Source organism: Pseudomonas muyukensis (assembly GCF_019139535.1).
GTDB classification, from domain to species: domain Bacteria; phylum Pseudomonadota; class Gammaproteobacteria; order Pseudomonadales; family Pseudomonadaceae; genus Aquipseudomonas; species Aquipseudomonas muyukensis.
Map to the genome: position 1 here is coordinate 2,592,983 of NZ_CP077073.1, position 26,205 is coordinate 2,619,187.

Sequence of the window (26,205 nt, forward strand, 5' to 3'; positions counted from 1 at the left end):
ATGGATCACAGCGGGATGAATTAATGCGCGGTGGCTGCTGTCAGACAAATTCCGTAACATCCCGATCCTCGATTTCACGCTCATTCCCCCGGCATTTCCCTGCGCCCACGCAGGGTCATGCCAGGGTCGTTTACAGGATCTTCATGAAACCCGCACGTCTACGCGCCGACTTGCTCGCCGGCCTCACCACTTCGTTCGCCTTGGTGCCGGAGTGCATCGCCTTCGCCCTGGTGGCTCACCTCAACCCGCTGATGGGCCTGTACGGCGCCTTTATCATCTGCACGCTCACTGCGCTGTTCGGCGGCCGTCCGGGCATGATTTCCGGCGCTGCCGGGTCCATGGCGGTGGTGATCGTCGCCCTGGTGGTGCAGCACGGCGCCCAGTACCTGCTGGCCACGGTGCTGCTCGGCGGGGTGGTGATGATCCTGTTCGGCGCGCTGCGCCTGGGCAAGCTGGTGCGCCTGGTGCCGTACCCGGTGATGCTTGGTTTCGTCAATGGCCTGGCCATCGTCATCGCCCTGGCTCAGCTGGAGCACTTCAAGGACGGTGAACACTGGCTCGGCGGCGCGCCGCTGTACCTGATGATTGGCCTGGTGGCGCTGACCATGGCGGTGGTCTACGTACTGCCCAAGCTGACCCGCGCGGTGCCGCCGGCGTTGGTGGCGATCCTCGGCGTTGGCCTGCTGGTGTACCTGCTGGGGCTGCCCACGCGCACCCTCGGCGACATGGCGCACATTGCCGGCGGCCTGCCGTCGCTGGCCCTGCCGGATATCCCGTGGAACCTCCAGACCCTGAAGATCATCGCCCCCTACGCGGTGTTGATGGCCATGGTCGGCCTGCTGGAAACCCTGCTGACCCTCAACCTCACCGACGAAATCACCGAGAGCCGTGGTTTTCCGGATCGCGAGTGCGTGGCCCTGGGCGCGGCCAACATGGTGTCGGGGCTGTGCGGCGGCATGGGCGGCTGCGCGATGATCGGCCAGACGGTGATCAACCTCAGCTCCAATGGCCGGGGCCGGCTGTCGGGTGTGGTGGCGGGGGTGATGATCCTGCTGTTCGTGCTGTTCCTGTCACCGCTGATCGAACGCATTCCGCTGGCGGCGCTGGTGGGGGTGATGTTCGTGGTCGCCCAGCAGACCTTCGCCTGGGCCTCCTTGCGGGTGCTGCACAAGGTGCCGGCCAGCGATGTGCTGGCGATCGTCGCGGTGACCGTGGTCACGGTGTTCACCGACCTGGCCATGGCGGTGATGTTCGGCATCGTTATCGCCGCGGTCAACTTTGCCTGGCAGCATGCCCGCGAATTGTATGCCAACAGCCATGAGGACGCTGAAGGGAGCAAGCATTACCAGGTGCATGGCACGTTGTTCTTCGCCTCGACCACGCCGTTTCTCAACCAGTTCGACCCGGCGGGCGACCCGGCCAAGGTCACCCTGGACTGCCAGCACCTGAGCTTTGTCGATTACTCGGCGATCGCGGCGTTGAAGACCCTGCGCGAGCGCTATGCCAAGGCCGGCAAGCAATTGCGCGTGGTGCACCTGTCGGAGCGCTGCAAGAAGCTGCTCAAGCGGGCGGGCGAGCAGCACTGAGTTTGCGCTGGCGAGCATGATTGTAGGAGCGGCCTTGTGTCTTATGACTCCCCGCGGTTCTTCTTGACGATGGCATCGGCAATACTCGCCGGTGCCTCGGCATAGCGGGTGAACTCCATGGTGTAGCTGGCCCGGCCCTGGGTCATCGAGCGCATCGAGGTGGCGTAGCCGAACATTTCGGCCAATGGCACCTCGGCGCGGATCACCTTGCCGGCCGGTGTTTCGTCGCCGTCCTGGATCATCCCGCGGCGCCGGCTCAGGTCGCCCATGATGTCGCCCTGGTACTCCTCGGGGGTCACCACCTCGACCTTCATCACCGGCTCCAGCAACACCGCGCCGCCTTTCTGTGACAGCTGCTTGGTGGCCATGGAGGCGGCGATCTTGTAGGCCATCTCGTTGGAATCGACGTCGTGGTACGAACCGTCGTACACCGCCGCCTTCAGGTTGATCAGCGGATAGCCGGCGAGCACGCCGTTCTTCATCTGCTCCTCGATGCCTTTCTGGATGGCCGGGATGTACTCGCGGGGGACCACGCCGCCGACGATCTCGTTGACGAACTCCAGCCCTTCCTTGCCCTCGTCGCCCGGGGCGAAGCGGATCCAGCAATGGCCGTACTGGCCGCGCCCGCCGGACTGGCGGACGAAGCGGCCCTCGATCTCGCAGGTGTTGCGGATTTTCTCGCGGTAGGCCACCTGCGGCTTGCCGATGTTGGCCTCGACGTTGAATTCGCGGCGCATGCGGTCGACGATGATGTCCAGGTGCAGCTCGCCCATGCCGGAGATGATGGTCTGGCCGGTCTCCTCGTCGGTCTTGACCCGGAACGACGGATCTTCCTGCGCCAGCTTGCCCAGGGCGATGCCCATCTTCTCCTGGTCGCCCTTGGTCTTGGGCTCCACGGCCACCGAGATCACCGGGTCGGGGAAGTCCATGCGCTCGAGGATGATTGGCTTGTCGATGTCGCACAGGGTGTCGCCGGTGGTGACGTCCTTCATGCCGATCAGCGCGGCGATGTCGCCGGCGCACACGTCCTTGATCTCGGCGCGCTGGTTGGCGTGCATCTGCACCATGCGGCCGATGCGTTCCTTCTTGCCCTTGACCGAATTGAGCACCGCGTTGCCGGAGCTGAGCACGCCGGAATAGACGCGAGCGAAGGTCAGGGTGCCGACGAACGGGTCGGTGGCGATCTTGAAGGCCAGGGCCGAGAACGGTTCCTTGTCGTCGGCGTGGCGTTCCAGGTGCTTGTCTTCGTGGTCCGGGTCGGTGCCCTTGATCGCCGGGATTTCGGAGGGGGCGGGGAGGTAGTCGATCACCGCGTCGAGCATCAGTGGCACGCCCTTGTTCTTGAACGACGAGCCGAGGATGGTCGGCACGATTTCGTTGGCGATGGTGCGCTGGCGCAGCGCCGCCTTGATTTCGTCGATGGTCAGTTCCTCGCCGTCGAGGAATTTCATGGTCAGCTCGTCGTTGGCTTCGGCCGCAGCTTCCAGCATATGCGCGCGCCACTCGTCCGCCAGGGCCTGCAGCTCAGCGGGGATGGGTTCTTCGCGGTAGCTGGTGCCGTTGTCGGCGTCGTTCCAGTAGATGGCCTTCATCTTCACCAGGTCGATCTGGCCGATGAAGTTTTCCTCGCTGCCGATGGCCAGCTGGATGGGCACGGGGTGGTGCCCCAGACGCTTGTCGATCTGCTTGACCACGCGCAGGAAGTCGGCGCCCTGGCGGTCCATCTTGTTGATGTAGGCCAGGCGCGGCACGTGGTACTTGTTGGCCTGGCGCCACACCGTCTCGGACTGCGGCTCGACGCCATCGGCGCCGCTGAACACCACCACCGCGCCATCGAGCACGCGCAGCGAGCGCTCCACCTCGATGGTGAAGTCGACGTGACCGGGGGTGTCGATGATGTTGAAACGGTACTTGTGCGCGAACTGTTGGGTCGAGCCCTGCCAGAACGCGGTGGTGGCCGCCGAGGTGATGGTGATGCCGCGCTCCTGCTCCTGGGCCATCCAGTCCATGGTCGCGGCGCCGTCGTGCACCTCGCCCATCTTGTGGTTGACCCCGGTGTAGAACAGGATGCGTTCGGTGGTAGTGGTCTTGCCGGCGTCCACGTGGGCGACGATACCAATGTTGCGGTACAGCTCGATGGGCGTTGTGCGGGCCATGGCGGGATCACCTGTGGGCAAGGATTCTCCCAAGGTAGCAGAGCGGGAGAATCCTGCCGGGGCGACCGTCAGTCGGCGAGCACCTGCAATTGCAATTGGCCATCGACTTCGCGCGCCAGGCCGCTGGCGGGCAGCAGGGCGAGCAGGCGTGGGTGCAGGGCGGCTTCGGTGAAGGCCTTCAGGGTGGTCATGTCCAGCACGCCGACGGTGATCAGCTCGGCCTTGGTGTAGGACAGCCAGGCCTTTTTCAGGGCCATCAGCACGTCGCTGCCAGCGGTGCTGGCGAAGCGGCGGTGCAGGGTGCGGCCTTCCAGTTCGAAGCTGTGGCGGTGTGTATAGGCGCTTTCGTCGCCGTCACCCTCGACACAGCGGTGGCAGCGGCAGGGGCCTTCGCCGAAGGCGTTGCGCAGGTAGTTGTTGAAGTCCACGACGGGCTTGAGGGTCAGGCGTTTGTCGACCTCGAACAGGTCGGCGATCAGGGGTTGTTCGGCGCTCACTCGGTATCCTCGCGTGGTGGGGCGTGCATCGGCGGGCACCCTAACAGATCGGGGCGGGGGAGGCCATGTGCATCGGCGGCGCCTGCCGTTCGCCGGCAAGCCGGCGTCTATGGGCAATGCGCCTTTCGGTAGGCGCCGGTTTGCCGGCGAACAGGTCGATGCAGACAACGAGGTGTTGCTGCCGTACCCTAGGCGCCGTTCTGCCATCCACTCCACCCGAGGTAACCCCGCTTGAGCACCAAGTACCCGTACATCGCCACCGTGACCGTCAGCGCCGAAGACCGTGGGGGCGATACCGAGGCTTCGGAAAACACCAACATGCGTGTCGGCCTCGAGGCGGTGACCGAAGTCCTGAAGAAGGTGCATTTCGTCGGTACGCTCGCAGCACCGGAAAAAGGCGCCACGCACATCTGTGTCACGCTGGAGAACGGCCTGACCTACTACGGCCTGATCGTCAACGGTCACGCCGAACTCGAAGGCGGCTGGATTGCCTTCGAATGCGACATGCCCACCCCTGAAGAACTGGGCCTGTAACCCTTACTTCAGCTCGGCCAGGCACTGCTCGAGGATATCCAGCCCCTCTTCGAGCACCTCGCCCTCGATGGTTAGCGGTGCCAGCAGGCGAATGATGTGCCGGGCCTTGCCGCTGGGCATCAGCAGCAGCCCCTTGCCACGCGCCGCTTCCAGCACCTTGGCCAGTTGCGCCGGCGCCGGGCTGCCATCGGCATTGACCAGTTCCAGCCCGCGCATGGCGCCGAGCCCGGTCAGGCGTCCGAGTGCGGCGCACAACCCCGAAGCCTTCCAGCGTGCATGGCGCGCGACGATCGCCTGTTCCTGGCGTTCGCCCCAGGTGGCGAGGTTCTCGTCGCTCATCTGCGCCAGGCTGGCCAGTGCGGCCGCGCAGGCGATCGGGTTGCCCGAATAGGTGCCGCCCAGGCCGCCCTTGGGCAGCGAGGCCATGATGTCCCGGCGGCCGACCAGCGCGCCCAATGGCATGCCGCCGGCAATGCTCTTGGCCAGCAGCAGCAGGTCCGGCTCGATGCCCAGGCGGGTGAAGGCGAAGCGCTGGCCGGTGCGGCCGAAGCCGGACTGGATCTCGTCGACGATGACCAGGATCCCATGCTCGTCACAGAAGCGGCGCAGGGCTTGGGCGAAGGCGGGGTCGAGGGCGAGGAAGCCGCCTTCGCCCTGCACCGGCTCGAAGATGAACGCGGCCACGTCCTCCACTGCCAGCTCGACGCTGAACAGCCGCTCCATGGCCTTGAGTGCCTGTTCGCAGGTCACCCCGGTGTCGGCGCTGGGGTAGGGCAGGTGGTACACCGGGCCGGGCAGTTCGCCAACCCGCTGCTTGTACGGGGCGACCTTGCCGTTGAGGTTGAGGGTGGCCAAGGTGCGGCCATGGAAAGCGCCGTCGAAGGCGACGATGGCCCGCTTGCCGGTGGCGCCGCGGGCAACTTTCAAGGCGTTCTCGGCCGCCTCCGCGCCGCTGTTGGTGAGCATGCCGGCCAGCGGGTAGCTGAGCGGCACGAACGTGCTCAGGCGCGCCATCAGTTCCAGGTAGGGACCATGGGGGGCGGCGTTGAAGGCGTAGTGGGTCAGGCGCGTGGCTTGTTGCTGGATGGCCGCGACCACCGCCGGGTTGCAATGGCCCAGGTTGAGTACGCCGATGCCGCCGACGAAGTCGATATAACGTTTGCCGTTGGTATCCCAGACTTCGGCATTTCGGCCATGGGAAAGTGTGATCGGATGAACGATGGCAATGGATTGGCTGATACTTTCCTGGTTCATGCGCGGGTGGCCTGTTGTTCGAATTGATTAATATCCAAGCGTGCCGCGGATATATTGCGCAAACGAATTATTGGATTGCGATCATTCCGTGAATTCGTGACCTACCCCGCAACGGCGTTCAATCGGCCTGCGCCACTCGCTCGCGAATCCACTCGACGAACGCCCGCACCTTGGGCACCTCGGCGGCATGCTCGGCATGGGCCATGAAATGCCGGCCGTTGCTCGCCAGCGGGTGGTCCCAGGCCACCACCAGCTTGCCCTCGGCCAGTTCCTCGGCCACCAGGTAGCGCGGGATCAGGGCGATGCCGCAACCGGCGATGGCGGCGCGAATGCACAGGTAGAAGGTGTCGAAGCGCGGTCCGTGGTAGCTGTTCTGGCTATGCAGCCCCAGGCCGAGGAACCATTCGTGCCAGGCCTCCGGGCGCGATGCGCATTGCAGCAGGCGGTGTTCGGCCAGCTCGCCTGCGCTGGCAAAGCGCTGCTGCGCCAGCAGCGTCGGAGCGCACACCGGCACCACCGCCTCGCTGAACAGCTCGATGCAGGTCGCTCCCGGCCAGGTGCCCTGGCCGAAGAAGAATGCGACATCGGCCTTGGCCTGCACCAGGTCGAAAGGTTCCAGTTCGTTGCGGATGTCCAGGTGGATGCGCGGGTGGCGGTCGCCGAAACCCTTGAGCCTGGGTACCAGCCAGCGCGCACCGAAGGTCGGCTGGGTGGCGATGCGCAGCACCTCGGTCTCGTCGCCGTAGCTGAGGATGTAGCGGCTGGAGATGTCGATCTGGGTGAGGATCTTGTGCACCTCGGTGAGGTACAGCGCGCCTGCCGGGGTCAGTTGCAGGCGTCGGCGAATGCGCTGGAACAACGGGTGGGCGAGCATGTCCTCGAGCTGCGCCACCTGCTTGCTGACGGCGCTCTGGGTCAGGTGCAACTCCTGCGCCGCACGGGTGAAACTCAGGTGGCGGGCGGCCGCCTCGAAGCATTGCAGGGCGGTGGTCGAAGGCATCAGGCGTTTGGACATGACAAGGCGTTACCCTGCAAAAATGGAAGAAATTCATTCTTTAAGGGAATGATGTGCTTCGAAAAGGTCGTTTGTTGGCGCGTGCCTATAGATTAATACTGACCTGCATCAACGCTGACAACTGGTTATTTGCAAAGGCGCCTTGGCCCATTGCCGGCGTTTGACAAGAACAACAACCTGCAACTCAAACCGTCTTGAATGTTGCTCCAACTTCAGTCGCCCCCGCGGCGGCCGACCCACTCGAGGGTTCCCCATGGCATCGCCAGACAACAAGAAACAGCGCGCCCTGCAACACGGCCTGACCTCGCGCCAGGTGTCGATGATCTCGATTGCCGGCATCATCGGCGCGGGGCTGTTCATCGGTTCCTCCAACGCCATTGCCACCGCAGGCCCTGCCATCCTCATTTCCTACGCCATGACCGGCCTCTTGGTGCTGCTGGTGATGCGCATGCTGGGTGAAATGGCCATCGCCAACCCCAACAGCGGCTCGTTCTCCACCTACGCCTCGCAGGCCATCGGGCCCTGGGCGGGCTTTACCATCGGCTGGCTGTACTGGTGGTTCTGGGTGCTGATCATCCCGGTCGAGGCGATTGCCGGCGCGGATATCCTGCATGCCTACTTCCCTGGCGTGCCGTCCTGGTTGTTTGCCTTTCTGATCATGCTGCTGCTGTCGGCGACCAACCTGGTCAGCGTGAAGAACTTCGGCGCCTTCGAATACTGGTTCGCCCTGGTCAAGGTGGTGGCGATCATCGCCTTCATCGTGGTCTGCAGCCTGGCGGTGTTCGGTGCCTGGCCGTTGGCCGAGGTGTCCGGGGTCAGCCGCCTGTGGGACAACGGCGGCTTCATGCCCAACGGCTTCGGCACTGTGCTGGGCGGTGTGCTGATCACCATCTTCTCGTTCTTCGGCGCCGAGATCGTCACCATCGCTGCCGACGAGACCGCCAACCCCAAGGACAAGATCCGTCGCGCCACCAACCTGGTGGTGTACCGCATCGCCATCTTCTACCTGGCGTCGATCTTCCTGGTGGTGTCGCTGGTGGCGTGGAACGATCCTGGGCTCAAGGCGGTGGGGTCGTTCCAGCGGGTGCTGGAAGTGCTCAACGTGCCCGGCGCCAAGCTGCTGGTCGACCTGGTGGTGCTGGTGGCGGTCACCAGTTGCATGAACTCCGGCTTGTACACGGCCTCGCGGATGCTCTATTCGCTGGGCGCGCGGGGCCAGGCGCTGCAAATGACCAAGCGCATTTCCGGCGCCGGCGTACCGACCGTGGCGGTGATCCTCTCGACCCTCGCCGGTTTTGCCGGGTGCCTGGTCAACTATGTGTTCCCCGGCAAGGTGTTCGGCTTCTTGCTGTCCACCACCGGTGCCATCGCCTTGCTGGTATACCTGGTGATCGCCGTATCGCAGTTGCGCATGCGTGCCCGCGCCGAACGTGAAGGGCGCACGCTGGAGTTGCAGATGTGGTTGTTCCCGTGGCTGACCTGGTTGGTGATCGGCACCATCCTGATGGTGCTGGGCTACATGCTGTTCAGCGATGCCTATCGCTACGAAACCTTGATGACGGCCGGGGTTACCCTGTTCATCTTGCTGGTGTCGCTGACCCAACGGCGCAACCGGGTCGGCGTGCTGCTCAACACCTGAGCGCCCGCCATGCACCGGGTTGCAGGGTTCGCCAGCAAGCTGGCGCCTACAGGGCAGGGGCGGGATAACGTGTAGGAGCCGGCTTGCCGGCGAACGCTGGCAGGCACCGCGTTGGCGGGTTCGCCAGCAAGGCTGGCTCCTACCTTGCTCATTGGCGTAAGGGGGGCGGGGCGCTACCATCGGTCTGCGCTGCCTGCCCAACGCCAACCAATACAAGGACGCCCATGAACGACTCCCTGCAACACCGCGCCGCCCCCGACGGTATCTGCTACGGCTGCGGCTGTGCCCACCCCAGCGGCCTGCATGTGCAGAGCCACTGGGACGCCGACGGTATCCACCTATTGTGCCGGCATACTCCGGACGCGACCTTCACCGGCTGGCCCGGGTTGGTCTACGGCGGCCTGCTGGCGATGCTGGTCGACTGCCACTCCAACTGGGCCGCCATGGCCTACCACTACCGCGCCGAAGGCCGCGAGCCGGGCAGCCTGCCGCGCATCGACTGCGTCACCGGTCAACTCGGGCTGACCTACCTCAAGCCCACGCCGATGGGCGTCGAGCTGCTGCTCAAGGCGCGCGTCGAGGGCGAACTCGGGCGCAAGAGCCGGGTGATCTGCGAGGTCTGGGCTGGCGATGTGCTGACCGTGCGCGCCGACTCGGTATTCGTGCGGGTCGACACCGAACAACTCAAGCTTCAGGCCCATCGACAGGGCCAGCACTGAGCATCAGGTCATCTCCAGGGCCGCCCCCTTGTTGAAAACCCCTACAGCCTACTGTTGAAAAGTCCTATTCGGCTGCCTGTTCGCTGGGAATAGTCTTACCCAGCTTTTGCAACAGTCTGTCATTGGCGCTCTCGATTTCCTTACTGCGAACCCATTCGACATACGAGTGCGGTCGCTTTCTTGATGAGCCGCTCAGACATTTCCCGCGCTTTGCCGTGATCAGCGATGTTCGCCGATCACCCCAGCGCGAGCGCAGCCAAGGAGCTTTTCCATGCGTGTCCGTTTCAATCGCAAGACGTTGCCGCTGGTCGGCATGCTCATGATCATGGGCGGCTGTGCCAGCGTGGTGGTGCCCACCGAACAGGTCGAGCTCACCCGCAGCGCCGTCCACCGCGCCGTCGCCGCCGATGCTACCCAGTACGCGCCGCTCGAGATGCGCGCTGCCCAGGACAAGCTCGGTGCCATGGACCGTGCCCTGGGCGAAAAACAGTACGAACAGGTACGTACCCTGGCCCAGCAGGCCGAGGCCGATGCCCGCCTGGCGGAAACCAAGGCCCGGGCGTCGCGTACCGAAGAGCAGTTGAACACGGCGGAAAAAGGCATCGATGTGCTCAAGCATGAACTGCTGAGCGAGCCGAATGCCGTGCCGACCCAGCCTGGCCAATAAGGAGCCGAACATGTCGAAACGTTATCTGTTGCCGGCCATGACCGTGCTCGCCCTGGCGATCGGCGGTTGCGCCGCCACCCCGGAACATCCAGGCCTGGTGCAGGCCCGTGAGGCCTTCACGGCGTTGCAGGGCAAGCCGCAGGCGCACCGCATGGCCGCCCTCGAGACCCAGCAGGCGCAAGCCGCGCTGGGCAAGGCCGAGGCGCTGTCGCTGAGCGATCGCAAGGCGCCCGAGGTCGAGCAGTTGGCCTACCTGGCCAAACGCCAGGTCGAGACGGCCGAAGCCACCATCCGCCTGCGCCAGGCCGAGGCCGGCATGCGCGGGATCGAGGCCCGTCGCGCCGAGGCACGCCTGCAGGTGCGTACCGCCCAGCTCAATGCGCTCAAGGCCCTCAAGGGCCAGCAGAGCGAACGCGGCACGGTGGTGACCTTCGGCGATGTGCTGTTCGACACCGGGCGTGCCGAGCTGCGTGGCCGCAGCCATGACGATATCCAGCGCTTGGCGCAGTTCCTGCGCGACAACCCCGAGCGCCAGGTGCGGATCGAAGGCTTCACCGATTCCACCGGCGGCGACGCGCTGAACCTGCGCTTGTCGGAGAACCGTGCAGTCGCCGTGGCCCGCGCGTTGCAGCGCCAGGGGGTGGCGCCTGGGCGTATCGCCACCGCCGGCTATGGCAAGGCGCACCCGGTGGCAAGCAACAGCGATGCCCATTCGCGCCAGCTCAACCGGCGGGTGGAAGTGATCATCTCGCAAGGGGCGCAGGCAGTGCGGGCCCGTTGAGGTCCGCCGAGGCGACCCGGCGCGTGCCGGGTCGCCTTTTCATTTGCAGCGCCCGGGCTGGGCTGGCATTGTCGCAGGCAATCCGGCTGCTCGACAGGATGTTGCCATGCCCTACCAGATTCGTCCGGCCCGCAGTGCCGACTGTGTGGCCCTGAGCCAGGTCGGCCAGGCCACCTTCGCCTTGGCCAGCCCCCCCGACAGCGCGCCCGCGGCGCAGCGACACTACATCGCGCACAACCTGCAGCCCGAGCATTTTCAGGCTCACCTGCGCGACCCGCACAAGCGCCTGCTGGTGGTCGAGCAACTGGGCCAGGTGCTGGGCTACAGCATGCTCGACCTGGCGCCCGGTACGCTGGGTATCGCCGACGCCGACCCACTGGTCGAGATCTCCCGCTGCTATGTCGTGCCCTGTGCCCACGGGCTGGGCGCGGCGCAGCAGCTGCTCGAGGCGACCCTGGCCCAGGCGCCCGGCGCGGTGCGCCTGACCGTCAACGAAGGCAATGCCCGGGCGATCCGCTTCTACCAGCGCAACGGTTTTCGCAAGGTGGGGGAGGCGATCTTTCCCTGCGGCGATGAGCGCCACCGTGACTGGGTGATGGTCAGGACGCCTGCGGCCGATTAGATTGAACCCTTCCCATTGCCAAGGCGCGACCATGTCTGAGCTCAACGCATTCCCCATCACCGGCAAATGGCCGGCCCGCCACCCGCAGCGCCTGCAACTGTATTCGCTGGCCACGCCCAACGGCGTCAAGGTGTCGATCATGCTCGAGGAGATCGGCCTGCCCTACGAGGTGCACAAGATCAGCTTCGACAGCGAGGAACAGCTGAGCCCCGAGTTCATCTCGCTCAGCGCCAACAACAAGATTCCGGCGATCCTCGACCCTGCGGGGCCGGGCGGGCAGCCGCTGGCGCTGTTCGAGTCGGGCGCGATCCTGCAATATCTGGCGGAAAAGAGCGGCCAGTTGCTCAGCCACGACCCGGCCCAGCGCTACCTGACCCTGCAGTGGCTGATGTTCCAGATGGGCGGCATCGGGCCGATGTTCGGCCAGGTGGGGTTCTTCCATTTCTTCGCTGGCAAGGCCTACGAGGACAAGCGCCCGCGCGATCGCTACGTCAACGAGTCCAAGCGCTTGCTGGGCGTGCTCGACCGTCATCTGCAAGGCCGCCAGTGGATGGTCGATGACTACAGCATCGCCGACATCGCCATCTTCCCCTGGGTGCGTAACCTGGTGGAGCGCTACAACGCCCGGGACCTGGTGGAGTTCGAGCGCTTCAAGGACGTGCAGCGCGTGCTGGCAGCCTTCCTCGAGCGTCCAGCCGTGCAGCGCGGCCTGAAGATTCCGGCCTAAGGGGTTGGGTTGGGCCTGTCGGGGCCGCTTCGCGGCCCTTTCCGACCGGTCCGACGCCTCGGCACGGCCGCTCCTGCAAGAGGCCCAGGCTGCCTGTAGGAGCGGCAAGCCCTCAAAGGATTTGGTTCAACAGCCAGTACAAGCCTCCTGCCAGCAACATCGCCGCCGGCAGCGTCAGTACCCAGGCCATCAGCAGGTTTACCAGCGTGCGCCGCTGGATCCCCGAACCATTGGCGACCATGCTCCCGGCCACGCCCGAACTCAGCACATGGGTAGTCGACACTGGCAGGCCGAACAGGTCCGCCGCGCCGATGGTGCACATCGCCACCACCTCCGCCGAAGCCCCCTGGGCATAGCTCAGGTGGGTCTTGCCGATCTTCTCGCCCACCGTCACCACGATGCGCCGCCAGCCGACCATGGTGCCCAGGCCCAGGGCGATGGCCACCGCCACCTTGACCCACAGCGGGATATAGCGGGTGGCGTCGTCCAGCTGGCGCTTGAACAGCTGCACATGGCGCTGGGTGTCGGCGTCGAAGGCCAGCAACTGCTGCTTGTCGAGCAGGCGGATCGCTTCGCTGGTCAGGTACATGTCGTTGCGCACGTTGGCCATGGCCTCGGCCGGGACGCGATTCAACGAGCCATAGCCCTTGACCTCCTCGCCGATCATGCCGGTCAGCGCGGCCAGGGCCGGGACCAGTTCGGCGCTGGCCCGGCCCTGGCCGATGAACGCGGTGAGGACCTGGCGCGGATCGGCCGGGGCCGGCTCCGGCGCCGCGCGCACCAGCGCCTGGCGGGTGACTTCGGCCACGGCCGAGAACTGCAGGGCCTGCTCGCTGGGCATGGTCTTGTTCAGGGCGTAGGCCATCGGCAAGGTGCCGACCAGGATCAGCATGATCAGCCCCATGCCCTTTTGCCCATCGTTGGAGCCATGGGCGAACGACACGCCGGTACAGGTGAGGATCAGCACGCCGCGGATCCACCACGGCGGCGGGGTCTGCCCCTGCGGCGCCTGGTACAGCTCGCGGCGCTTGACCAGCGCGCGCAGGGCCAGCAACAGCAGGGCGGCGCAGGCGAAACCGATCAGCGGCGAGAACAGCAGGGCATAGCCGACCTTGCTGGCCTGGCTCCAGTCCACGCCGCTGCTGCCGTCACGCCCGTGCATCAGCGCGTTGGCCACGCCCACGCCGATGATCGAGCCGATCAGGGTATGTGAGGACGACGCTGGCAGCCCCAGCCACCAGGTGCCGAGGTTCCAGATGATCGCCGCCAGCAGCAGGGCGAAGACCATGGCGAAACCGGCCGAGGAGCCGACCTGCAGGATCAGTTCCACCGGCAGCAGGGCGATGATGCCGAAGGCCACCGCGCCGCTGGAAAGCAGCACGCCAAGGAAATTGCACAGGCCCGACCAGACCACCGCCACCGGCGCCGGCAGCGAGTGGGTGTAGATCACCGTGGCCACGGCGTTGGCGGTGTCGTGGAAGCCGTTGACGAACTCGAAGCCCAGGGCAATCAGCAGCGCCAGGCCAAGCAGCAGGAAGGGCGTAAGGGTGGTGACCGTGGTGCCGCTGGCGCTGACGTCCTGCTTGAGGCTCCAGAAGGTGTAGGCCAGGCCGGCCAGCAGCAGGCCGAAGAACAGCACCAGGGTGGCACGGCCAGGCGTGTGCTTGAGTTGCGGGCGCGGGTGGCGCTGGACCAGGCCTGGTGGGTGGGCCAGGGAGGGGGTAGCCATGGGGGCTCCGGTGAGGCGGGCGTTGATGCCGAAGGCAGAAGCATAGAAACAATTCGTGACCAGGGCGTGACCTCCGTCAATGAAGGTCTTAGGCTTGCAGGGTAACGATGTCGCAGGAGCCCCCCCGATGATTCGCTGCAAACGTGTCTACGAGGCCATCGAGGATCAGGACGGCCAGCGCGTGCTGGTCGACCGCTTGTGGCCGCGCAACAAGCGCAAGACCGACCTGCACGGCCAATGGCTGCGCGAGGTGGCGCCGTCCGATGAGCTGCGCAAGGCCTTGCATGCCGGCGCGCTGGACTTTGCCGGTTTCACTCGGCGTTACCAGCAGGAGCTGGCCGCCCATCCCGAACATTGGTACCCCTTGCTGGATTTGGCCGGCAAAGGCGACCTGACCTTGCTCTACGCTGGCAAGGACACTGTCCACAACAATGCCCAGGTGCTGGCCGAGTGGCTGGAGGCCGAGCTGGACCGCCGAGGGCCGGGGAGTTCCCCGGTCTGTTATGGCCAATGAGCGGCGTGCCCAGCCTTGGAGCATCATGCCCCTGCAACTGACCCCGGCCAATGACAGCCACCGCACATTCGCCCGCGACCTGACCCGCCGCGCGATGCTGGCGTACTACCGTGAATTCGACTTGCTGTGGATCGAGGAGGCTTTCGACCAGGCCTGGGGCTGGCGCGAGCAGTGGCTGGTGGAGGAGGACGGCGAGGTCCTGGGTTTTTGCAGCCTCAGCCAGGACCGCCAGGCGCTGTTCATCCGCGAGCTGCACCTGTTGCCCGAGCATCGCGGACGGGGGGTGGGCAGCTGGGTGCTGGAGACGCTCGCCGGCTGGGCAGTGCAGCGTCGCTTGCCGCTGCTGCGGCTGATGGTGTTCAGCAGCAACCCGGCGCGGCAGCTTTACCTGCGCCATGGTTTCGTGGAAATGGGCGCGGATGCGTGTTTTGTCCGCATGCAGCGCGCGGTTGCAGGGTAGGCCTACCGTGAAAGGCCAAGCCCGCACCCACACGTTTCAGGCTATTGCTGGCGCACCCGCGCCATCCGCCCCTGCGCCACCGTCGCCTCCAGCACCTGCCCCTGCACCGGCAACAGATCACCGATCAGCAGGTTCTGCAGCAGCGCCTTGCCAGCGAAGGTGTTGCCGCCCAGCCACACCTCGTCCACCCCTTCGACCCGCACCAGGGCCTTGCCCACCTGGCCCAGGCGATTGCCGCTGACCAGCAGCGGCCCAGGTTGGCGCGTGCTGTTGCGCAGGCTCAGGGCATATTCGGGGGTATTGCCGATGCGGTTATCCACCAGGGCCATGCCGGTCACCTCGGCGGCATCTATCGCGCTGCCCTGGCTGCTGGCCAGTAGATTGGCGTCGATCAGCAAGGGGGCTGCCGCGCTGGGGGCCAGGTTGCGCAACTGGATGCCGTTGCCACGGCTGTCGCCGATCCGGTTGCCGGCCAGCAGCACCGCGCCGCGCTGGTCGCTGATCTCGATGGCGGCCTTGGCCGCGCCGAGGATCAGGTTGCCCTCGAGCAAGGCGCGGGTCTGGCCGCGCAGGCGCACCCCGCTGTTGTTGTCGATGCCGCGCAACTGGTTGTCGCGCAGGCTCAGCTGGCTGTCACGGGCGTCGATGGCGTACTGCTGGGACTGCTCGAAGCGGCTGGCGCTGATGAGCGCCTGGCTGTGCTGCAACTCCACCGCGCTGGACAGTTCGCTGAACTGGCTGGCGTCCACCCGCAACGTGGCCGGGCGGGTGCTGGCGGGTTGCTGGGTGCTGAGCGCGGTCGTCAGGCCGCGGGACAGGTTGGCGTTGTAGCCCAGGCGCAGCAGGCGTGCGTCGATCAGTTGGGTGTGGCTGCCAGCCCAGGCCACCACGAACGGTCGCCAGGCCCGCTGGGTGGCGCCGGGCAGGTCGCCGCGCTTGCTGGTCAAGGTTGCGCGCTGCACGCCCAGCCAGCCCTGATTGATCAGCGCGGTGCCGGAGAAGCTGTAGAGGTAGAGGTGGGTGTCCTCGATCAGCAACCCGGCGTCGGCACCGATCAGCAACGGATAGCTGAGCAGGTAGCCGTCCTTGTAGCGCTTGAGGATGCGCGGGTCGTGCAGGGCGTCATGCAACTGCGCCAGGGTGATGCTGCCGCCACGCAGCACCACGGCCTGCGGGTGGTGCGCCTGGTAACCGGCGATGGCTCGGAACAGGCCGTTGTTGACGAAGGGCTCGAACGGCCAACTGCCGGCCTGGGCCGAGAACATCGGCTGCAGGCTGATGCTGGCGCGGCCGGTGGGTTGCGCGCGCGTGACCGGCGCCAGGGCCACTGCGGCGCGGGCCTGCTGGCGCAGCTGGGCGATGTATTGCTGGTGCTGGGCCGGGTCGATGGGCTCGACGCTGGGGCTGGCTTGCGCGGTGCCGGCCAGCAGCAGGGCGGCCAGGCAGGTGAGGGCGAAGCGGCTGAGCGGTGCCATGGGGGCATCCTTGTTCAAGGCAGGTGGGGGTAGGCCGGCTTCAATGGGCCGCCAACCTGGCTGTAGTTGTCGACCTCGCCCTGTTCGCTGTCGTACAGCTGGCGGGCCAGGCGGTGCTGGGGCTGGCGGGCAAGAAACGGGATCAGCCAGGCCAGCTTGTAGGGGGCGACAGTGGCCTGGCTCCGGCCCTTGAGCTCGGCCAGGGTGTCCGGTTCGAGCACACTGCGGGCGGCGAAGCTGGCCAGTTGCTCGAGGGTGCGCTGGTCGGCCTCGGTCCAGGCCAGGCCGTTGGCCCGGGCCGATTCGCTGAGCAGCACCAGCGGCACCAGGGCGTACTGGCTGTAGTTGGCGGCCAGCTTGCCGCGCGCCACTTCCAAGGGCAGGTAGGCATAGTCGTCGTGGCGCACGGCCTGGGCCAGGCCGCGGCGCAGGTTGCCATCGGCCCACTGGATGAAGTCGTCGCGGCCCACCAGCATGCCGGCGGCGGCCACGGCCCAGGCGGCCCAGTAGTCGTGGTTGTTGAAATACACCGTGCTGGCGTGGCGGCGTGGCGCGTACTCGGCAATGACCTGTTCGCCCAGGCGGGTGAACCAGCGCTGCTGCGCCGGGCTGAGCGGGCGCTTGCCATCGGCCGCCGCCTGGGTCAGCAGCACCGCGCCGGCCATGGCCGCCAGCGCCCATTTGCGCGCGGCCATGCCGCTGGCCGAGGCGTCGGGGTCGAGCAGGGCATCGGCTTGCGCCCAGCGTTCCAGCCACTGGTCCTGGCAGGCCAGGGCCAGGTTGGCCTCCTGGGGTTTTTTCGCCCGCTGGAAACGCTTGCCGGCGTAGATCAGGCCGCCGATGTATTGCTTGACCTGCTTGGCGATGCGTTCGCTGTCGGCGTCGCGGCTGGCGCGCAGGGTCGACTTGCTGGCGTCGCGCTGGTCGTACTTGCTTTGCAGGCGCAGGCTGCCGGTGTAGGGCGCGGGTGCTGCTTTGTTGCAGGCAAGGCTGCGGTAGTCGTCGATCATTGCCGATTGCGCGGTGGCGCGGGGCGGCCAGATCGACTGGGCGGCGTGGGCCTGGGGCGTGAGCGGCGCCAGGGCGAGGGTCAGCAGCCAGGGGGCCGCCCTGCGGCCCATCGCCGCCAAGCCCGCTCCTGCAGGGATAGCAGCGGCTACGCTCAGGGGCTTCACAGGCATAGCCGCGTCTGCACTTCGGTGGCCGCGGTGCCGGCCTTGGTCGGCTCGAGGAACACCGACAGCAGGTTGGCCCCGGCGAACTCGGGCGCCGTGCTCAGCTCCAGGTAATACTGGCCGCCGCTTACCGCCGCTTCGCGGCGAAACCACACCTTGTCACGGGCTCCGTTGTCGTAATAGACGATGATGTAGAAGTCGCGCACGTTCTTGTCGCTCAGGCGGATATCGAGAAAGCCCGCGTGCAGCGACTGCCGGGCGCTGCCGGCATTGCTCAGCAGTTCGATGCGCTCGCCCACCTTCAGTGCCGGGTGTTGCAGCCTGGACCCCAACACCTCGCGCGACGCCTTGCAGCCGCCCTGGATCGCCGGCACCAGTTGCCGGTACATCAACGGCGAGTCCAGCCGGTAGTTGGCCGGCAGCTCCCAGATCAGCAGCTTGGGCGGCGCCTCGGGCTTGTAGTCGGCCGACAGCAGGTACTCCAGCAGCGAGCCGTCCTCGCCGACCCCGGGCAGGGCATAGTTGAGGATGTCCACGCCCAGGTACTGCTTGAGGTAACCGTCGAAATTGAACTGCTTGCTCTCGTCCTCCCGGGCCGCGGCGTTACTGTCGCCGACCAGGATCACCTCGGGGTCGGGTGCCTCGTCGAACAGCGCCTCGCTGCTGTCGGCCACCGGAATGGTCTGGTAGCCGCGTACATACTGGAAACCGTAGTTGTTGCCGCAGATATAGCTCAGCGCCAGGTTCAGGGTGCCGTCCTTGGGCACCATCACCCCCGGCTCGGTGCGGTACTGCTTCTTGCTCAGCCCGGCGTAGAACGGCTGGCGGCGGACTTCCTCGGCCAGCAACTGCGCCGTGGCCTCGGCGCCGGTGGGGGTCCAGTGGTGGTCGCGGCGGAAGAAATACTCGCCCTTGGGCGGCGTGCGCACCAGTTGCATCATTGGCGCGACCAGCGCGCCACCCTGGCGCAGCTGGCCCAGGTAGGCGTCGAAGTTGCGGCTGGCACTGGCATGGTCGAAGCCATGCAGCTGGTCGGGGTAGAGCTTGTCGCGATGCATCAGCCCGCGGGTCGGCTGGATGGCCATGGCCACCTGGATGCCCTGGCGGTGGAAGGCGGCCATCAGGCGGGCGAACTCGGGGCGCATGGGCGCGGGGATACCGAAGTCGTTGGTCAGGTCGACCATCGAGCGGAACAGCCAGCGCTCCTTGCCCGGGACGATCTGGCGCATCAGCTTCATGCGCCCTTCGGCGTAGCGCTGCGGCTCGGCCAGCGCCGGGCAGACCATGCATTGCAGGTTCGCGCAGGCGCCGCTTGCGGCGGCCTCGGCCGCCTGGGCCGGCAGGCTCGACAGCGCCAGGGCGCTCGCCAGGCCGAATCGAAGGAGGGGACTCATGGGCGGCTCACTCGGTCGGGTCGATGCTGTTGGGCAGGCTCAGGCTGCGGTTGCCCGGCAGCAGCACGTAGCTGTAGGAACGGCCCTTCTTGAGGAACAACTCGTCGAAGCTGGCCACCTCCTGGTTGCCGACGTAAGCGGCGAAGTCGATCTTGATCTCGTTGACCATGCGCGCGCCGGTCTGGCCGTTGGCCAGGGCCTTGACCACCTCGTGCTTGCCATCGGCGGTGCGCAGCGTGGCCTGGGCGGGGGTGAGGTTGTAGAAGGCGACCTGGGCCTTTTTCGGCTCATTGACGTACTGGTCGGCGATCAGCCGCAACTGCTGGCCGTCGTAGACCACGGTGCTGGCGGCGTTGGCTGCCAGGTTCGGTTCGATGGCCTTGGCGCCGATGCCGATACGGTGCGTGCCGGCGGGGACGAAGCGGTAGCCGCTGAGCTGGCCTGGGGCGACCTTCTGCGGGTTGAGCTTGCCGCTGAGGCTGACGTCGACGCTGGCCGCGGACAGGTTGAGCACGCGCACGAATGCCGAGTCGGCCGGGGCCACGGCGTCGTACAGGTCGGCGTTGCCGTCGGCGGCCGCGGCGGTATGGCTGGCGACGGCCAGGGCGAGGGCGGCGAACAGGGGCGAGATTTTCATCGGGTTTCTCCTTGAAACGTCAGAAATGCGCGGGCTGGGTAGGGCCTGCGAGGGTGCCGGGACGGTGGGCAAGCAGGGTGCGTAGCGGGAACTCCCAGATCACGGTGTCTATCTGCGGGTTGCGCGACTGCTCGCTGGCGAGGAACTGCTGCATCGCCTCGAACGGCCCACGGGCTTCGACGGCGATGCTCAGCAGGTCGCGGTTGAGCGCTTCCTTGAGGAAGCCGACGAAGTTCCAGTCGTCGATCTTGCTGTAGCTGGTGCCCACCAGCAGCAGGCTCTGACGCTGCTCGGCGAACAGGTCGTCGCTGCTTTGCGCGGCCTTGAGGGTTTCGTACAGCTCGATGGTGCTGGCGCCGAATTGCGGGGCGAGGCGGGCATGGTCGAATTGCAGGTAGTTCATCAGGTCGCCCTTGACCTGCTTGGTGCCGGCCGGGCGCGACACGTACACCTGATCACCCAGCAACTGCGGGCGCTGGCGCGCCAGCTCGTAGGCCGACAGGCGCGCGCCGTCCGGGCTCCAGTGGGTATCGGACTTGAGGAACAGGCGCGGGCCGGCCAGGTTGCGCAGGTACGCCTCGCGCAGCGGCACCACATCCAGCTGGCGGGCCCGCAGGTCGGCGACGAAGCGGTCATAGAGGCTCTGCACCCGTGGGTCGAAGGCGCGTGCGGCGTGGGCGGCGTAGACATCCAGCTTCATCGGCAACGGCAGCAGCAGCAGATGCTTGCCGCGCGCGGCCAGTTGCCGTTCGATGTCGGCGATCTGCGCCAGCTGGCTGTCGAGGTTGGCGTCCAGGTCGTTGGGCACGCGGTATTCCTGGTTGCTGTAGAGCCAACCCTCGTTGCCCAGCACCACGCCCTGGGTGCCCTCGCCGAACAGCTGGAACTGCGCATCGGCCCACAGCGTGACCGAGGGTTCGCGCAGGAAGAACCGCTTGTCGTAGGCCTGCTCGAACCTGCGCAGCAGCTTGCCGTCGACGAACAGGTGCCAGGCGTCGCTCTGGGTGCGGGCGAAGCTGAACACCGGCGGCAGCGAGTAGACGAACATCGCTGCTAGCACCAGGGCGAAGATCACACCATTGGCCTTGCTGGCCGAATTCATCACCGGATACACGGTGTTCTCCTAGAACTGGAAATACAGGAACGGCGAGAACGAACTGGCCGCCAGGCTGCTCAGGGCCAGCAGGAAGCCACCCCACAGCAGCAGGCTGTGCAGCACGCCCACGTGACGCATGAAGTAGCCCTGCTGGTTGCCGGCGTAGAAGCGCACGTTGTTGAGCCCGGCCAGCAGCAGCCAGGCGACTGCCACCAGGGCGAAGGCCATGGCCATCTTCGAGGCGCCGAGCACGTACAGCTCCAGCGAGCCGAGGCCGTTGAAGCCGAACAGCGCCTGGTAGATGGCCAGGCTGTGGCGCAGGTCCATGGTGAAGAACAGCGGCATGCTGAGGATGACCAGCAGCGCGGTGCGCAGGTTGCGCCCCAGGTGGTAGGGGGTGTTGACCTTGGTGGCCAGGCCGAACTTGCGCTCCAGCACCATGCCCAGGCCGAAGAACAGCCCCCAGCAGATGAAGGCGAAGCTTGCGCCGTGCCACAGGCCCGACAGCAGCATGGTCCAGACCAGCGCCGGCAGGGCGCCGGCCACGCGCTTGCGCACCAGCGGCATGTACACGTAGTCGCGCAGGAAGTGCGCCAGGGTCATGTGCCAGCGCGACCAGAACTCGGTGATGCTCTGCGACACATAGGGCTGGTTGAAGTTTTCCGGGAAGCGAAAGCCCATCATCAGTGCCAGGCCCAGCGCCATGTGGCTGTAGCCGGCGAAGTCGAAGTACAGCTGCAGGGTCGAGACCAGCAGGCCGAACCAGGCATCGCTGAACTGCAAGCTGCCCTCGCCGATGAACAGCAGGTTGATCGGCGCCAGGCGGTCGGCGATCAGCACCTTCATGATGAACCCGAGCATGAAGCGACAGGCGCCCAGGGAGAACAGCTCCAGCGAGTGGCTGCGCTGGCGCAGCTGCGGCGCCAGCTGGCTGTAGCGCAGGATCGGCCCGGCCACCAGGTGCGGGAACAGCGCGACGAAGGCGGCGAAGTCGATGAAGCTGCGGGTGGGCGTGGCGTCCTTGCGGTAGATGTCGACGATGTAGCTCAGCGCATGGAACACGTAGAACGAGATACCCAGCGGCAGGAAGATGGTCTCCAGGGTCCAGGTGTTGATGCCCAGCGGCGCCAGCAGCACGGCCAGCATCTCGGCGCCGAAGTTGGCGTACTTGAAGTAGCCGAGGGTGGCCAGGTTGCCGGCCACGCCAAGCCACAGCAGGCGTAGGGCCCCGCGCTTGTCGCCAGCGTCCAGGCGCGCCTTGATGGCCAGGCCGAAGCCGTAGTTCCAGGCGGTGATGGCGACGAACAGCAGCAGGAAGTCCGGCCGCCACCAGGCATAGAAGATATAGCTGGCAGCGACGATCACCAGCGAGCGCCAGCGTGGCCGGGCCAGGTAGTAGAGGGCCAGGAACAGCGGCAGGTAGAGGAACAGGAACACGTTGGAGGCGAAGATCATGCTGGGCGGCCCTCAATAACTGATCACGATGCCGACGCTCACCTGGTAGTCGTCACCGCTGTTCAGCGCGCTGCCGGCGTTGAGGTAGCTGGCGCTGACCAGGGTGTTGACGTCCAGGCGCTTGCCGTCGAGGGCTACCGGGAACATCTTCCAGTAGTAGTTGAGGTCGATCATCTGGCCGACGTTGTCGCCCTTGCCCTGGCCGGCGGCCAGCGCGTCCTGGCGGCGCGCGCGGTAGTCGGCGCCCATGCGGATCGGCAGGGTACCCTGGGCGTCGCGCAGGTTGAGCTGGGTGACCCGCAGGTCCAGCGCGCTGCGCGGGGTTGGCTGGGTCTGCAGGGCCAGGCCGTAGTAGCTCAGGTTGCGCAGGTCGAGGGCCACGAACGAACTGGTCAGGCGCGTGCTGTACGAGCCCTGGCGGGTGATGCGGTCGGACTGGATCGGGTTGAGCCGGAAGCCATCGTTGTCGTCGCCGGGCTTGTCGGTCAGGCCGCCGCGCAGGGCGAGGCGCGGCGTCCACGGCAGGGTGTCGAAGCGCTTGCCGACCTCGCCGAGGGCCGCCCAGCCACGGCTGGAATGGCCGGTGCTGGTGACGCCGTTGCCGGCAGTGTTGTCCATCGTGCCGTCGAGCGCCGCCAGTTCCAGGTGATAGTCGCTGTCCAGCGGCAGGTGCTCGCCCTTGAAGAACAGGCCGTAGCGCCAGCCCTTGAAGTCGTAGCGATCGTCGCTGTCGTGGTCGCTGCGGTCGTTCTCGTGCATCAGGCGCACGCCGACCTGGTTGTTGCTGCTCCAGCGGTAGGCGTACTGGCCCATCAGGTAGAGGGTGCGCGCTTCGCTGGCCGGCAGCGAATTGACGTCGGTGTTGTAGTTGTGGAATTTCTGGCCGACGGCAATGAACGCGTCGCTGAAGCTGTCCTGGTAGTTGAAACGCAGCGATTCCAGGCTGTCGTCCCACCAGATGCCGTAGTCGTCGTTGAAGCGCTGGCGGCCGAACGACAGCGAGAAGCGTGGGTCGTCGCCGATCAGGTTGCGCTTGACGTACAGCTCGCGCAGCTCGGCATACCAGCCTTCGGCTTGTTCGCGGGCATTCTGGTTGGTCGCTTCGTTGCTCAGGTTGCTCGACTGGCTGGAGTCGTAGTTCAGCCACAGGCGGCCATAGACCATCCACTTGGCCCAGCGTTTTTCCGGCGCGTACCAGGCGAACGACGGCTCATAACGCAGGCTGTAGAAGCTTTCGCGGTTGCGACCGACCTGCGAGTCCGCAGGGCCGTAGCCGCCCTGCACGGTGAGCTTGTTGAACAGCTCCGAGGTGATCACTGGCTCGCCACCGTCGCCGGGCAGGCGCATCGGGGCCTGGCTGTCGGCCTCGGGGCCGGTGACTTCCTCCAGTGCCAGTGCCGCCGGCAGTGGCGCCAGGGCGAGCAGGGCGCCGAGCAGGGGATGGTGCGCTTTCACAGGGAGGCCTCCTTCAACAGATCGCCGCGCGCGGCCAGGGCGCGCTCGATGTCATCCTTGGGCAGGGTCTTGTCCAGCCGTTTGAGCAGGCCGCGGGCGCGGGTTTCGCCCAGGTCCAGGGCGATGCGGGCATAGGTGTAGGCCTTGACCGGGTCGTGGCAGATCGCCCGGCCGCGCAGGTGCACGGTGGCCATGCGGTACCAGGCCGCGGTCGAGCCTTGCTCGGCCTGCTGCTGCCAGATACCCAGGGCGCGCGCCTGGTCGGGCTGGTCGAGGCCGCCCTTGCTGTACAGGTCGCCCAGCAGCAACTGGGCGTCGGGGTAGTGGGCCGCGATCAGTTCGTCGATCAGCCCCTGGGCCTTCTCCGGGTCCAGGGTCAGCCAGTTGTTGACCATGTAGAACGACGCCTCCAGCGCCTTGGCCCGGATCGGTTCCTTGGCCCGTACCTGGGCGATCAGCGCCTGGGTCTGCTCGGCGTTGTGCTCGGTGGGGTTGGAGATCATGAAGTTGGCCTTGGACACCAGTGCCGGCAGGTAGCCCCGGGCCACGGCATGGTCCAGCCAACGCTGGGCCTCGGCGATGCCGTCGGCGCGCAGCTTGTCGTTGGCCTGGTCGCGGGCCTGTTGCTCAGGCGTCGGCGCGACCTTGGGGCCCATGGCCTGGGCCAGGCGCTGCTCGCGCTCGGCGTCCAGTTCGGCGCGGGTGACGCTGTGGATGTTGTCCACCAGCGCGCCGATGCGTTGCACGATCTCCACCGACAGGCTGGCCATTTCCGGTTCCAGGCGCCGGGCGAAGGCGAGGAACGCGCTGTCCTGCTGCGCGCCGAGGAAGCGGTAGTAGCGGTCGACCGCCCGTGGGTCGATGCGCGCGGCCTGCTGGTACCAGCGTTCGGCCGCGCCGCGCTCGCCCTGGCGCTCGGCGAGCACGGCGTGGTACAGCGCGGGGCGGCAGTTGAGCAGGCAGCTGCGCTCATACAGCGCCAGCAGTTCGGCGGCGCGCTCGCCAGAGAACAGATGCGGGTAGACCAGGAACACCTCCAGGCTGGTGCTGGTGCTGCGCGGGTCGAGGTCGTTGGGGTAACGGCCCAGCGCCTGGCGCACCCAGGCCTGGTGGCGGCGTTGCAGGTTCGGCGTGCGATCGAGCAGGCGTGCCAGCGCAGCCAGGGCCGGGACCTGCCCATGGCCGTCGGCGAAGGCTTGCTGGTACAGGCGGATGATCGCTGGCCGGCTGGCGCTGTCACTGGCGGCCAGCACATCGCCGAGCAACTGCTTGGCGGCCAGGTCGCCACGGTCGGCGAGCACGCGCAGGTCGGCGCTGACGTTGGCGCTGGGGTCCTTGTACAGGGCGTAGCGCACCTGCTCCAGGCTCAGCCCGGCGCAGGCGTTGCCGGCCCAGGCCAGGCCCAGGCCGGCCAGCAGCAGACGCGGGGCGTTCTTGGCGTTCATGGCCGGCCCTCAGTTGCCGCTGCCGAACGGCAGGCCCAGGTACAGGTCGACGGCCACCGCCTTCTGGTAGGCCGCCGCCGGCAGGGGCTGGTCCGGGGCAATGGTCAGGGCCAGGTTGCGGTTCAGCTCATCGGAGCGGGCGTCCACCACCTTGCCGCTGAAGTGCTGGTCCAGGCCGAACACCTGCAGGTCCACCGAGCGCACGCGGTCGATATCGGCGAGCTTGTCGAACGGCACGTTGGCACGCACGAACAGGCCCTGGTCCTTGGGCAGCAGGTGCATCAGCGGCGCGCCCTTGTAGCCGAAACCATCGAGGGCTGGCGCTGGGTAGTAGACCTGGCAATCGCATGGGCTGTTGATCACCGTCTCGACCGTGGCGCGCCCGAGCAGCGCCTGCACATCGCTGGGGGCCAGGTCGGCCAGGGCCTTGATGTCCGCCGGGGTGGTGAGCTGGGTGGCCAGCTGGGTGGAGACGCTCGCCAGCGGCTGGCCGGCCTGTACCTCGGTGGCGCCGGCGGGCAGCAGGTATTTCACGTAGCCGTTGTCCGGCATGCTGATCACCTGGGCGTTGGTCGCCACGGTGGCCTGCAGCGCCGGGATGCGGAAGAACAGCAGGTAGCCCTTGTAGCCGACGAAGCCTAGCGCGGCGAGGCCCGCGGCGGTGTAGAGCGCGGTACCGGCCAGGGCCTTGAAGCGCTCGCCCGGGGTGCGCGCGTGGGCCTGCTTGTGCTTGCGCTCCTTGATGTAGTTCTCGCGCTGCATCACGTTGAACAGGCCGTTGATATCGGCGATCTCGCCAGACAGGTAGGCGCTGATCAGGTAGCGCAGGATGTCGCGCTTCTGCGCGTCGAGGTCGACGAACTGGGCACCGACCTCCTGGCCGCGCTGGGAGACGATGCGCACCTTGGCGTCGATCGACAGGTCGACCTGGTTCAGGCGCAGCTGGATCGAGGCGTCGTACAGCGCGCCGATGGTCAGCGGCGCGCCGTGCAGCAGGCCGATGCCGCCCAGCGAGATATCCTGCAGGTCGGCCGCGAACGGCTCGCGGCCGTTGCCGGACAGACTTACCCGGGCGTTCATCCGGGTGCGCACGTACTGCCGCTCGTCGATGGCTTCGTGGACGATGTTGGCCGCCGTCTTGCCCGGGGCCGATGGGGTGTTCGAAGTACTCAT

General features: G+C 66.6%; 24 protein-coding genes. 10 read left to right on the forward strand and 14 right to left on the reverse strand.

Annotated features, from left to right (window positions below):
* The first annotated feature begins 143 nt into the window (after positions 1-143).
* Positions 144-1,586 carry a SulP family inorganic anion transporter gene (locus tag KSS95_RS11635; protein WP_217853779.1) on the forward strand — a complete coding sequence of 481 codons (1,443 nt, stop codon included), beginning with the start codon at positions 144-146 and terminating at the stop codon, positions 1,584-1,586.
* A gap of 41 nt (positions 1,587-1,627) precedes the next feature.
* Here KSS95_RS11635 and fusA read toward each other — a convergent pair whose 3' ends face one another.
* A complete protein-coding gene (fusA, locus tag KSS95_RS11640; RefSeq protein ID WP_217853780.1) occupies positions 1,628-3,742 on the reverse strand; it encodes an elongation factor G in 2,115 nt (704 codons plus the stop codon).
* Positions 3,743-3,810: 68 nt separating this feature from the next.
* On the reverse strand, positions 3,811-4,239 hold the full coding sequence (locus tag KSS95_RS11645) for a hypothetical protein (protein WP_217853781.1): 429 nt from the start codon (positions 4,237-4,239) through the stop codon (positions 3,811-3,813).
* Between the two features lie 231 nt (positions 4,240-4,470).
* On the opposite strand from KSS95_RS11645, the gene KSS95_RS11650 reads away from it, so the two are divergent.
* Positions 4,471-4,773: a hypothetical protein gene (locus KSS95_RS11650; RefSeq protein WP_011534608.1), complete on the forward strand. Its 303-nt coding sequence runs from the start codon at positions 4,471-4,473 to the stop codon at positions 4,771-4,773.
* A 3-nt stretch (positions 4,774-4,776) separates the two neighbouring features.
* On the opposite strand, the gene KSS95_RS11655 is transcribed toward KSS95_RS11650, so the two are convergent.
* Together KSS95_RS11655 and gcvA are read right to left on the reverse strand one after the other, a co-directional pair.
* A complete protein-coding gene (locus KSS95_RS11655; protein WP_217853782.1) occupies positions 4,777-6,027 on the reverse strand; it encodes a 2-aminoadipate transaminase in 1,251 nt (416 codons plus the stop codon).
* 118 nt (positions 6,028-6,145) lie between these two features.
* Complete coding sequence (gene gcvA, locus KSS95_RS11660) at positions 6,146-7,042, reverse strand: transcriptional regulator GcvA (protein WP_217853783.1); 897 nt, start codon at positions 7,040-7,042, stop codon at positions 6,146-6,148.
* 253 nt (positions 7,043-7,295) lie between these two features.
* Here gcvA and KSS95_RS11665 point away from each other — a divergent pair, with 253 nt between their 5' ends.
* From KSS95_RS11665 to KSS95_RS11690, 6 genes are all read left to right on the forward strand, one after another.
* Entirely contained in the window at positions 7,296-8,681 is a 1,386-nt protein-coding gene (locus KSS95_RS11665; RefSeq protein ID WP_217853784.1) for an amino acid permease, read from the forward strand.
* Positions 8,682-8,905: 224 nt separating this feature from the next.
* Positions 8,906-9,400, forward strand: a complete 495-nt coding sequence (locus KSS95_RS11670) for a PaaI family thioesterase (RefSeq protein WP_217853785.1) — start codon at positions 8,906-8,908, stop codon at positions 9,398-9,400.
* Between the two features lie 271 nt (positions 9,401-9,671).
* Positions 9,672-10,067, forward strand: coding sequence for a DUF4398 domain-containing protein (locus KSS95_RS11675; RefSeq protein ID WP_217853786.1), 396 nt, complete (start codon positions 9,672-9,674; stop codon positions 10,065-10,067).
* Between the two features lie 10 nt (positions 10,068-10,077).
* The gene (locus KSS95_RS11680) at positions 10,078-10,848 is read left to right on the forward strand and encodes an OmpA family protein (protein WP_217853787.1); all 771 of its coding nucleotides are present in this window, start codon (positions 10,078-10,080) and stop codon (positions 10,846-10,848) included.
* 106 nt (positions 10,849-10,954) lie between these two features.
* Positions 10,955-11,470: a GNAT family N-acetyltransferase gene (locus KSS95_RS11685; RefSeq protein WP_217853788.1), complete on the forward strand. Its 516-nt coding sequence runs from the start codon at positions 10,955-10,957 to the stop codon at positions 11,468-11,470.
* Between the two features lie 31 nt (positions 11,471-11,501).
* On the forward strand, positions 11,502-12,197 hold the full coding sequence (locus tag KSS95_RS11690; protein WP_217853789.1) for a glutathione S-transferase N-terminal domain-containing protein: 696 nt from the start codon (positions 11,502-11,504) through the stop codon (positions 12,195-12,197).
* 112 nt (positions 12,198-12,309) lie between these two features.
* On the opposite strand, the gene KSS95_RS11695 is transcribed toward KSS95_RS11690, so the two are convergent.
* The gene (locus KSS95_RS11695; RefSeq protein ID WP_217853790.1) at positions 12,310-13,926 is read right to left on the reverse strand and encodes an inorganic phosphate transporter; all 1,617 of its coding nucleotides are present in this window, start codon (positions 13,924-13,926) and stop codon (positions 12,310-12,312) included.
* Between the two features lie 127 nt (positions 13,927-14,053).
* On the opposite strand from KSS95_RS11695, the gene KSS95_RS11700 reads away from it, so the two are divergent.
* Both KSS95_RS11700 and KSS95_RS11705 read left to right on the forward strand, forming a co-directional pair.
* A complete protein-coding gene (locus KSS95_RS11700; RefSeq protein ID WP_217853791.1) occupies positions 14,054-14,440 on the forward strand; it encodes a DUF488 domain-containing protein in 387 nt (128 codons plus the stop codon).
* A 25-nt stretch (positions 14,441-14,465) separates the two neighbouring features.
* Positions 14,466-14,900, forward strand: coding sequence for a GNAT family N-acetyltransferase (locus KSS95_RS11705; protein WP_217853792.1), 435 nt, complete (start codon positions 14,466-14,468; stop codon positions 14,898-14,900).
* 41 nt (positions 14,901-14,941) lie between these two features.
* On the opposite strand, the gene KSS95_RS11710 is transcribed toward KSS95_RS11705, so the two are convergent.
* Genes KSS95_RS11710 through KSS95_RS11750 form a run of 9 tightly spaced genes read right to left on the reverse strand, consistent with a single transcriptional unit; the run spans position 14,942 to position 26,205 of the window.
* Positions 14,942-16,375, reverse strand: a complete 1,434-nt coding sequence (locus tag KSS95_RS11710; RefSeq protein WP_217853793.1) for a right-handed parallel beta-helix repeat-containing protein — start codon at positions 16,373-16,375, stop codon at positions 14,942-14,944.
* A 14-nt stretch (positions 16,376-16,389) separates the two neighbouring features.
* Complete coding sequence (locus KSS95_RS11715; RefSeq protein ID WP_217853794.1) at positions 16,390-17,496, reverse strand: polysaccharide lyase; 1,107 nt, start codon at positions 17,494-17,496, stop codon at positions 16,390-16,392.
* Between the two features lie 50 nt (positions 17,497-17,546).
* Complete coding sequence (locus tag KSS95_RS11720) at positions 17,547-18,944, reverse strand: alginate O-acetyltransferase AlgX-related protein (protein ID WP_217853795.1); 1,398 nt, start codon at positions 18,942-18,944, stop codon at positions 17,547-17,549.
* 7 nt (positions 18,945-18,951) lie between these two features.
* The gene (locus KSS95_RS11725) at positions 18,952-19,581 is read right to left on the reverse strand and encodes an alginate O-acetyltransferase AlgF (RefSeq protein ID WP_217853796.1); all 630 of its coding nucleotides are present in this window, start codon (positions 19,579-19,581) and stop codon (positions 18,952-18,954) included.
* A gap of 19 nt (positions 19,582-19,600) precedes the next feature.
* The gene (locus tag KSS95_RS11730; RefSeq protein ID WP_217853797.1) at positions 19,601-20,695 is read right to left on the reverse strand and encodes an alginate O-acetyltransferase; all 1,095 of its coding nucleotides are present in this window, start codon (positions 20,693-20,695) and stop codon (positions 19,601-19,603) included.
* A 9-nt stretch (positions 20,696-20,704) separates the two neighbouring features.
* Complete coding sequence (locus KSS95_RS11735) at positions 20,705-22,132, reverse strand: MBOAT family O-acyltransferase (RefSeq protein WP_217853798.1); 1,428 nt, start codon at positions 22,130-22,132, stop codon at positions 20,705-20,707.
* 12 nt (positions 22,133-22,144) lie between these two features.
* Complete coding sequence (locus KSS95_RS11740) at positions 22,145-23,587, reverse strand: alginate export family protein (RefSeq protein ID WP_217853799.1); 1,443 nt, start codon at positions 23,585-23,587, stop codon at positions 22,145-22,147.
* Positions 23,584-25,032: an SEL1-like repeat protein gene (locus KSS95_RS11745; RefSeq protein WP_217853800.1), complete on the reverse strand. Its 1,449-nt coding sequence runs from the start codon at positions 25,030-25,032 to the stop codon at positions 23,584-23,586. Before KSS95_RS11745 ends, KSS95_RS11740 begins: the two co-directional genes overlap by 4 nt.
* 9 nt (positions 25,033-25,041) lie before the next feature.
* Positions 25,042-26,205: a PilZ domain-containing protein gene (locus tag KSS95_RS11750; RefSeq protein ID WP_217853801.1), complete on the reverse strand. Its 1,164-nt coding sequence runs from the start codon at positions 26,203-26,205 to the stop codon at positions 25,042-25,044.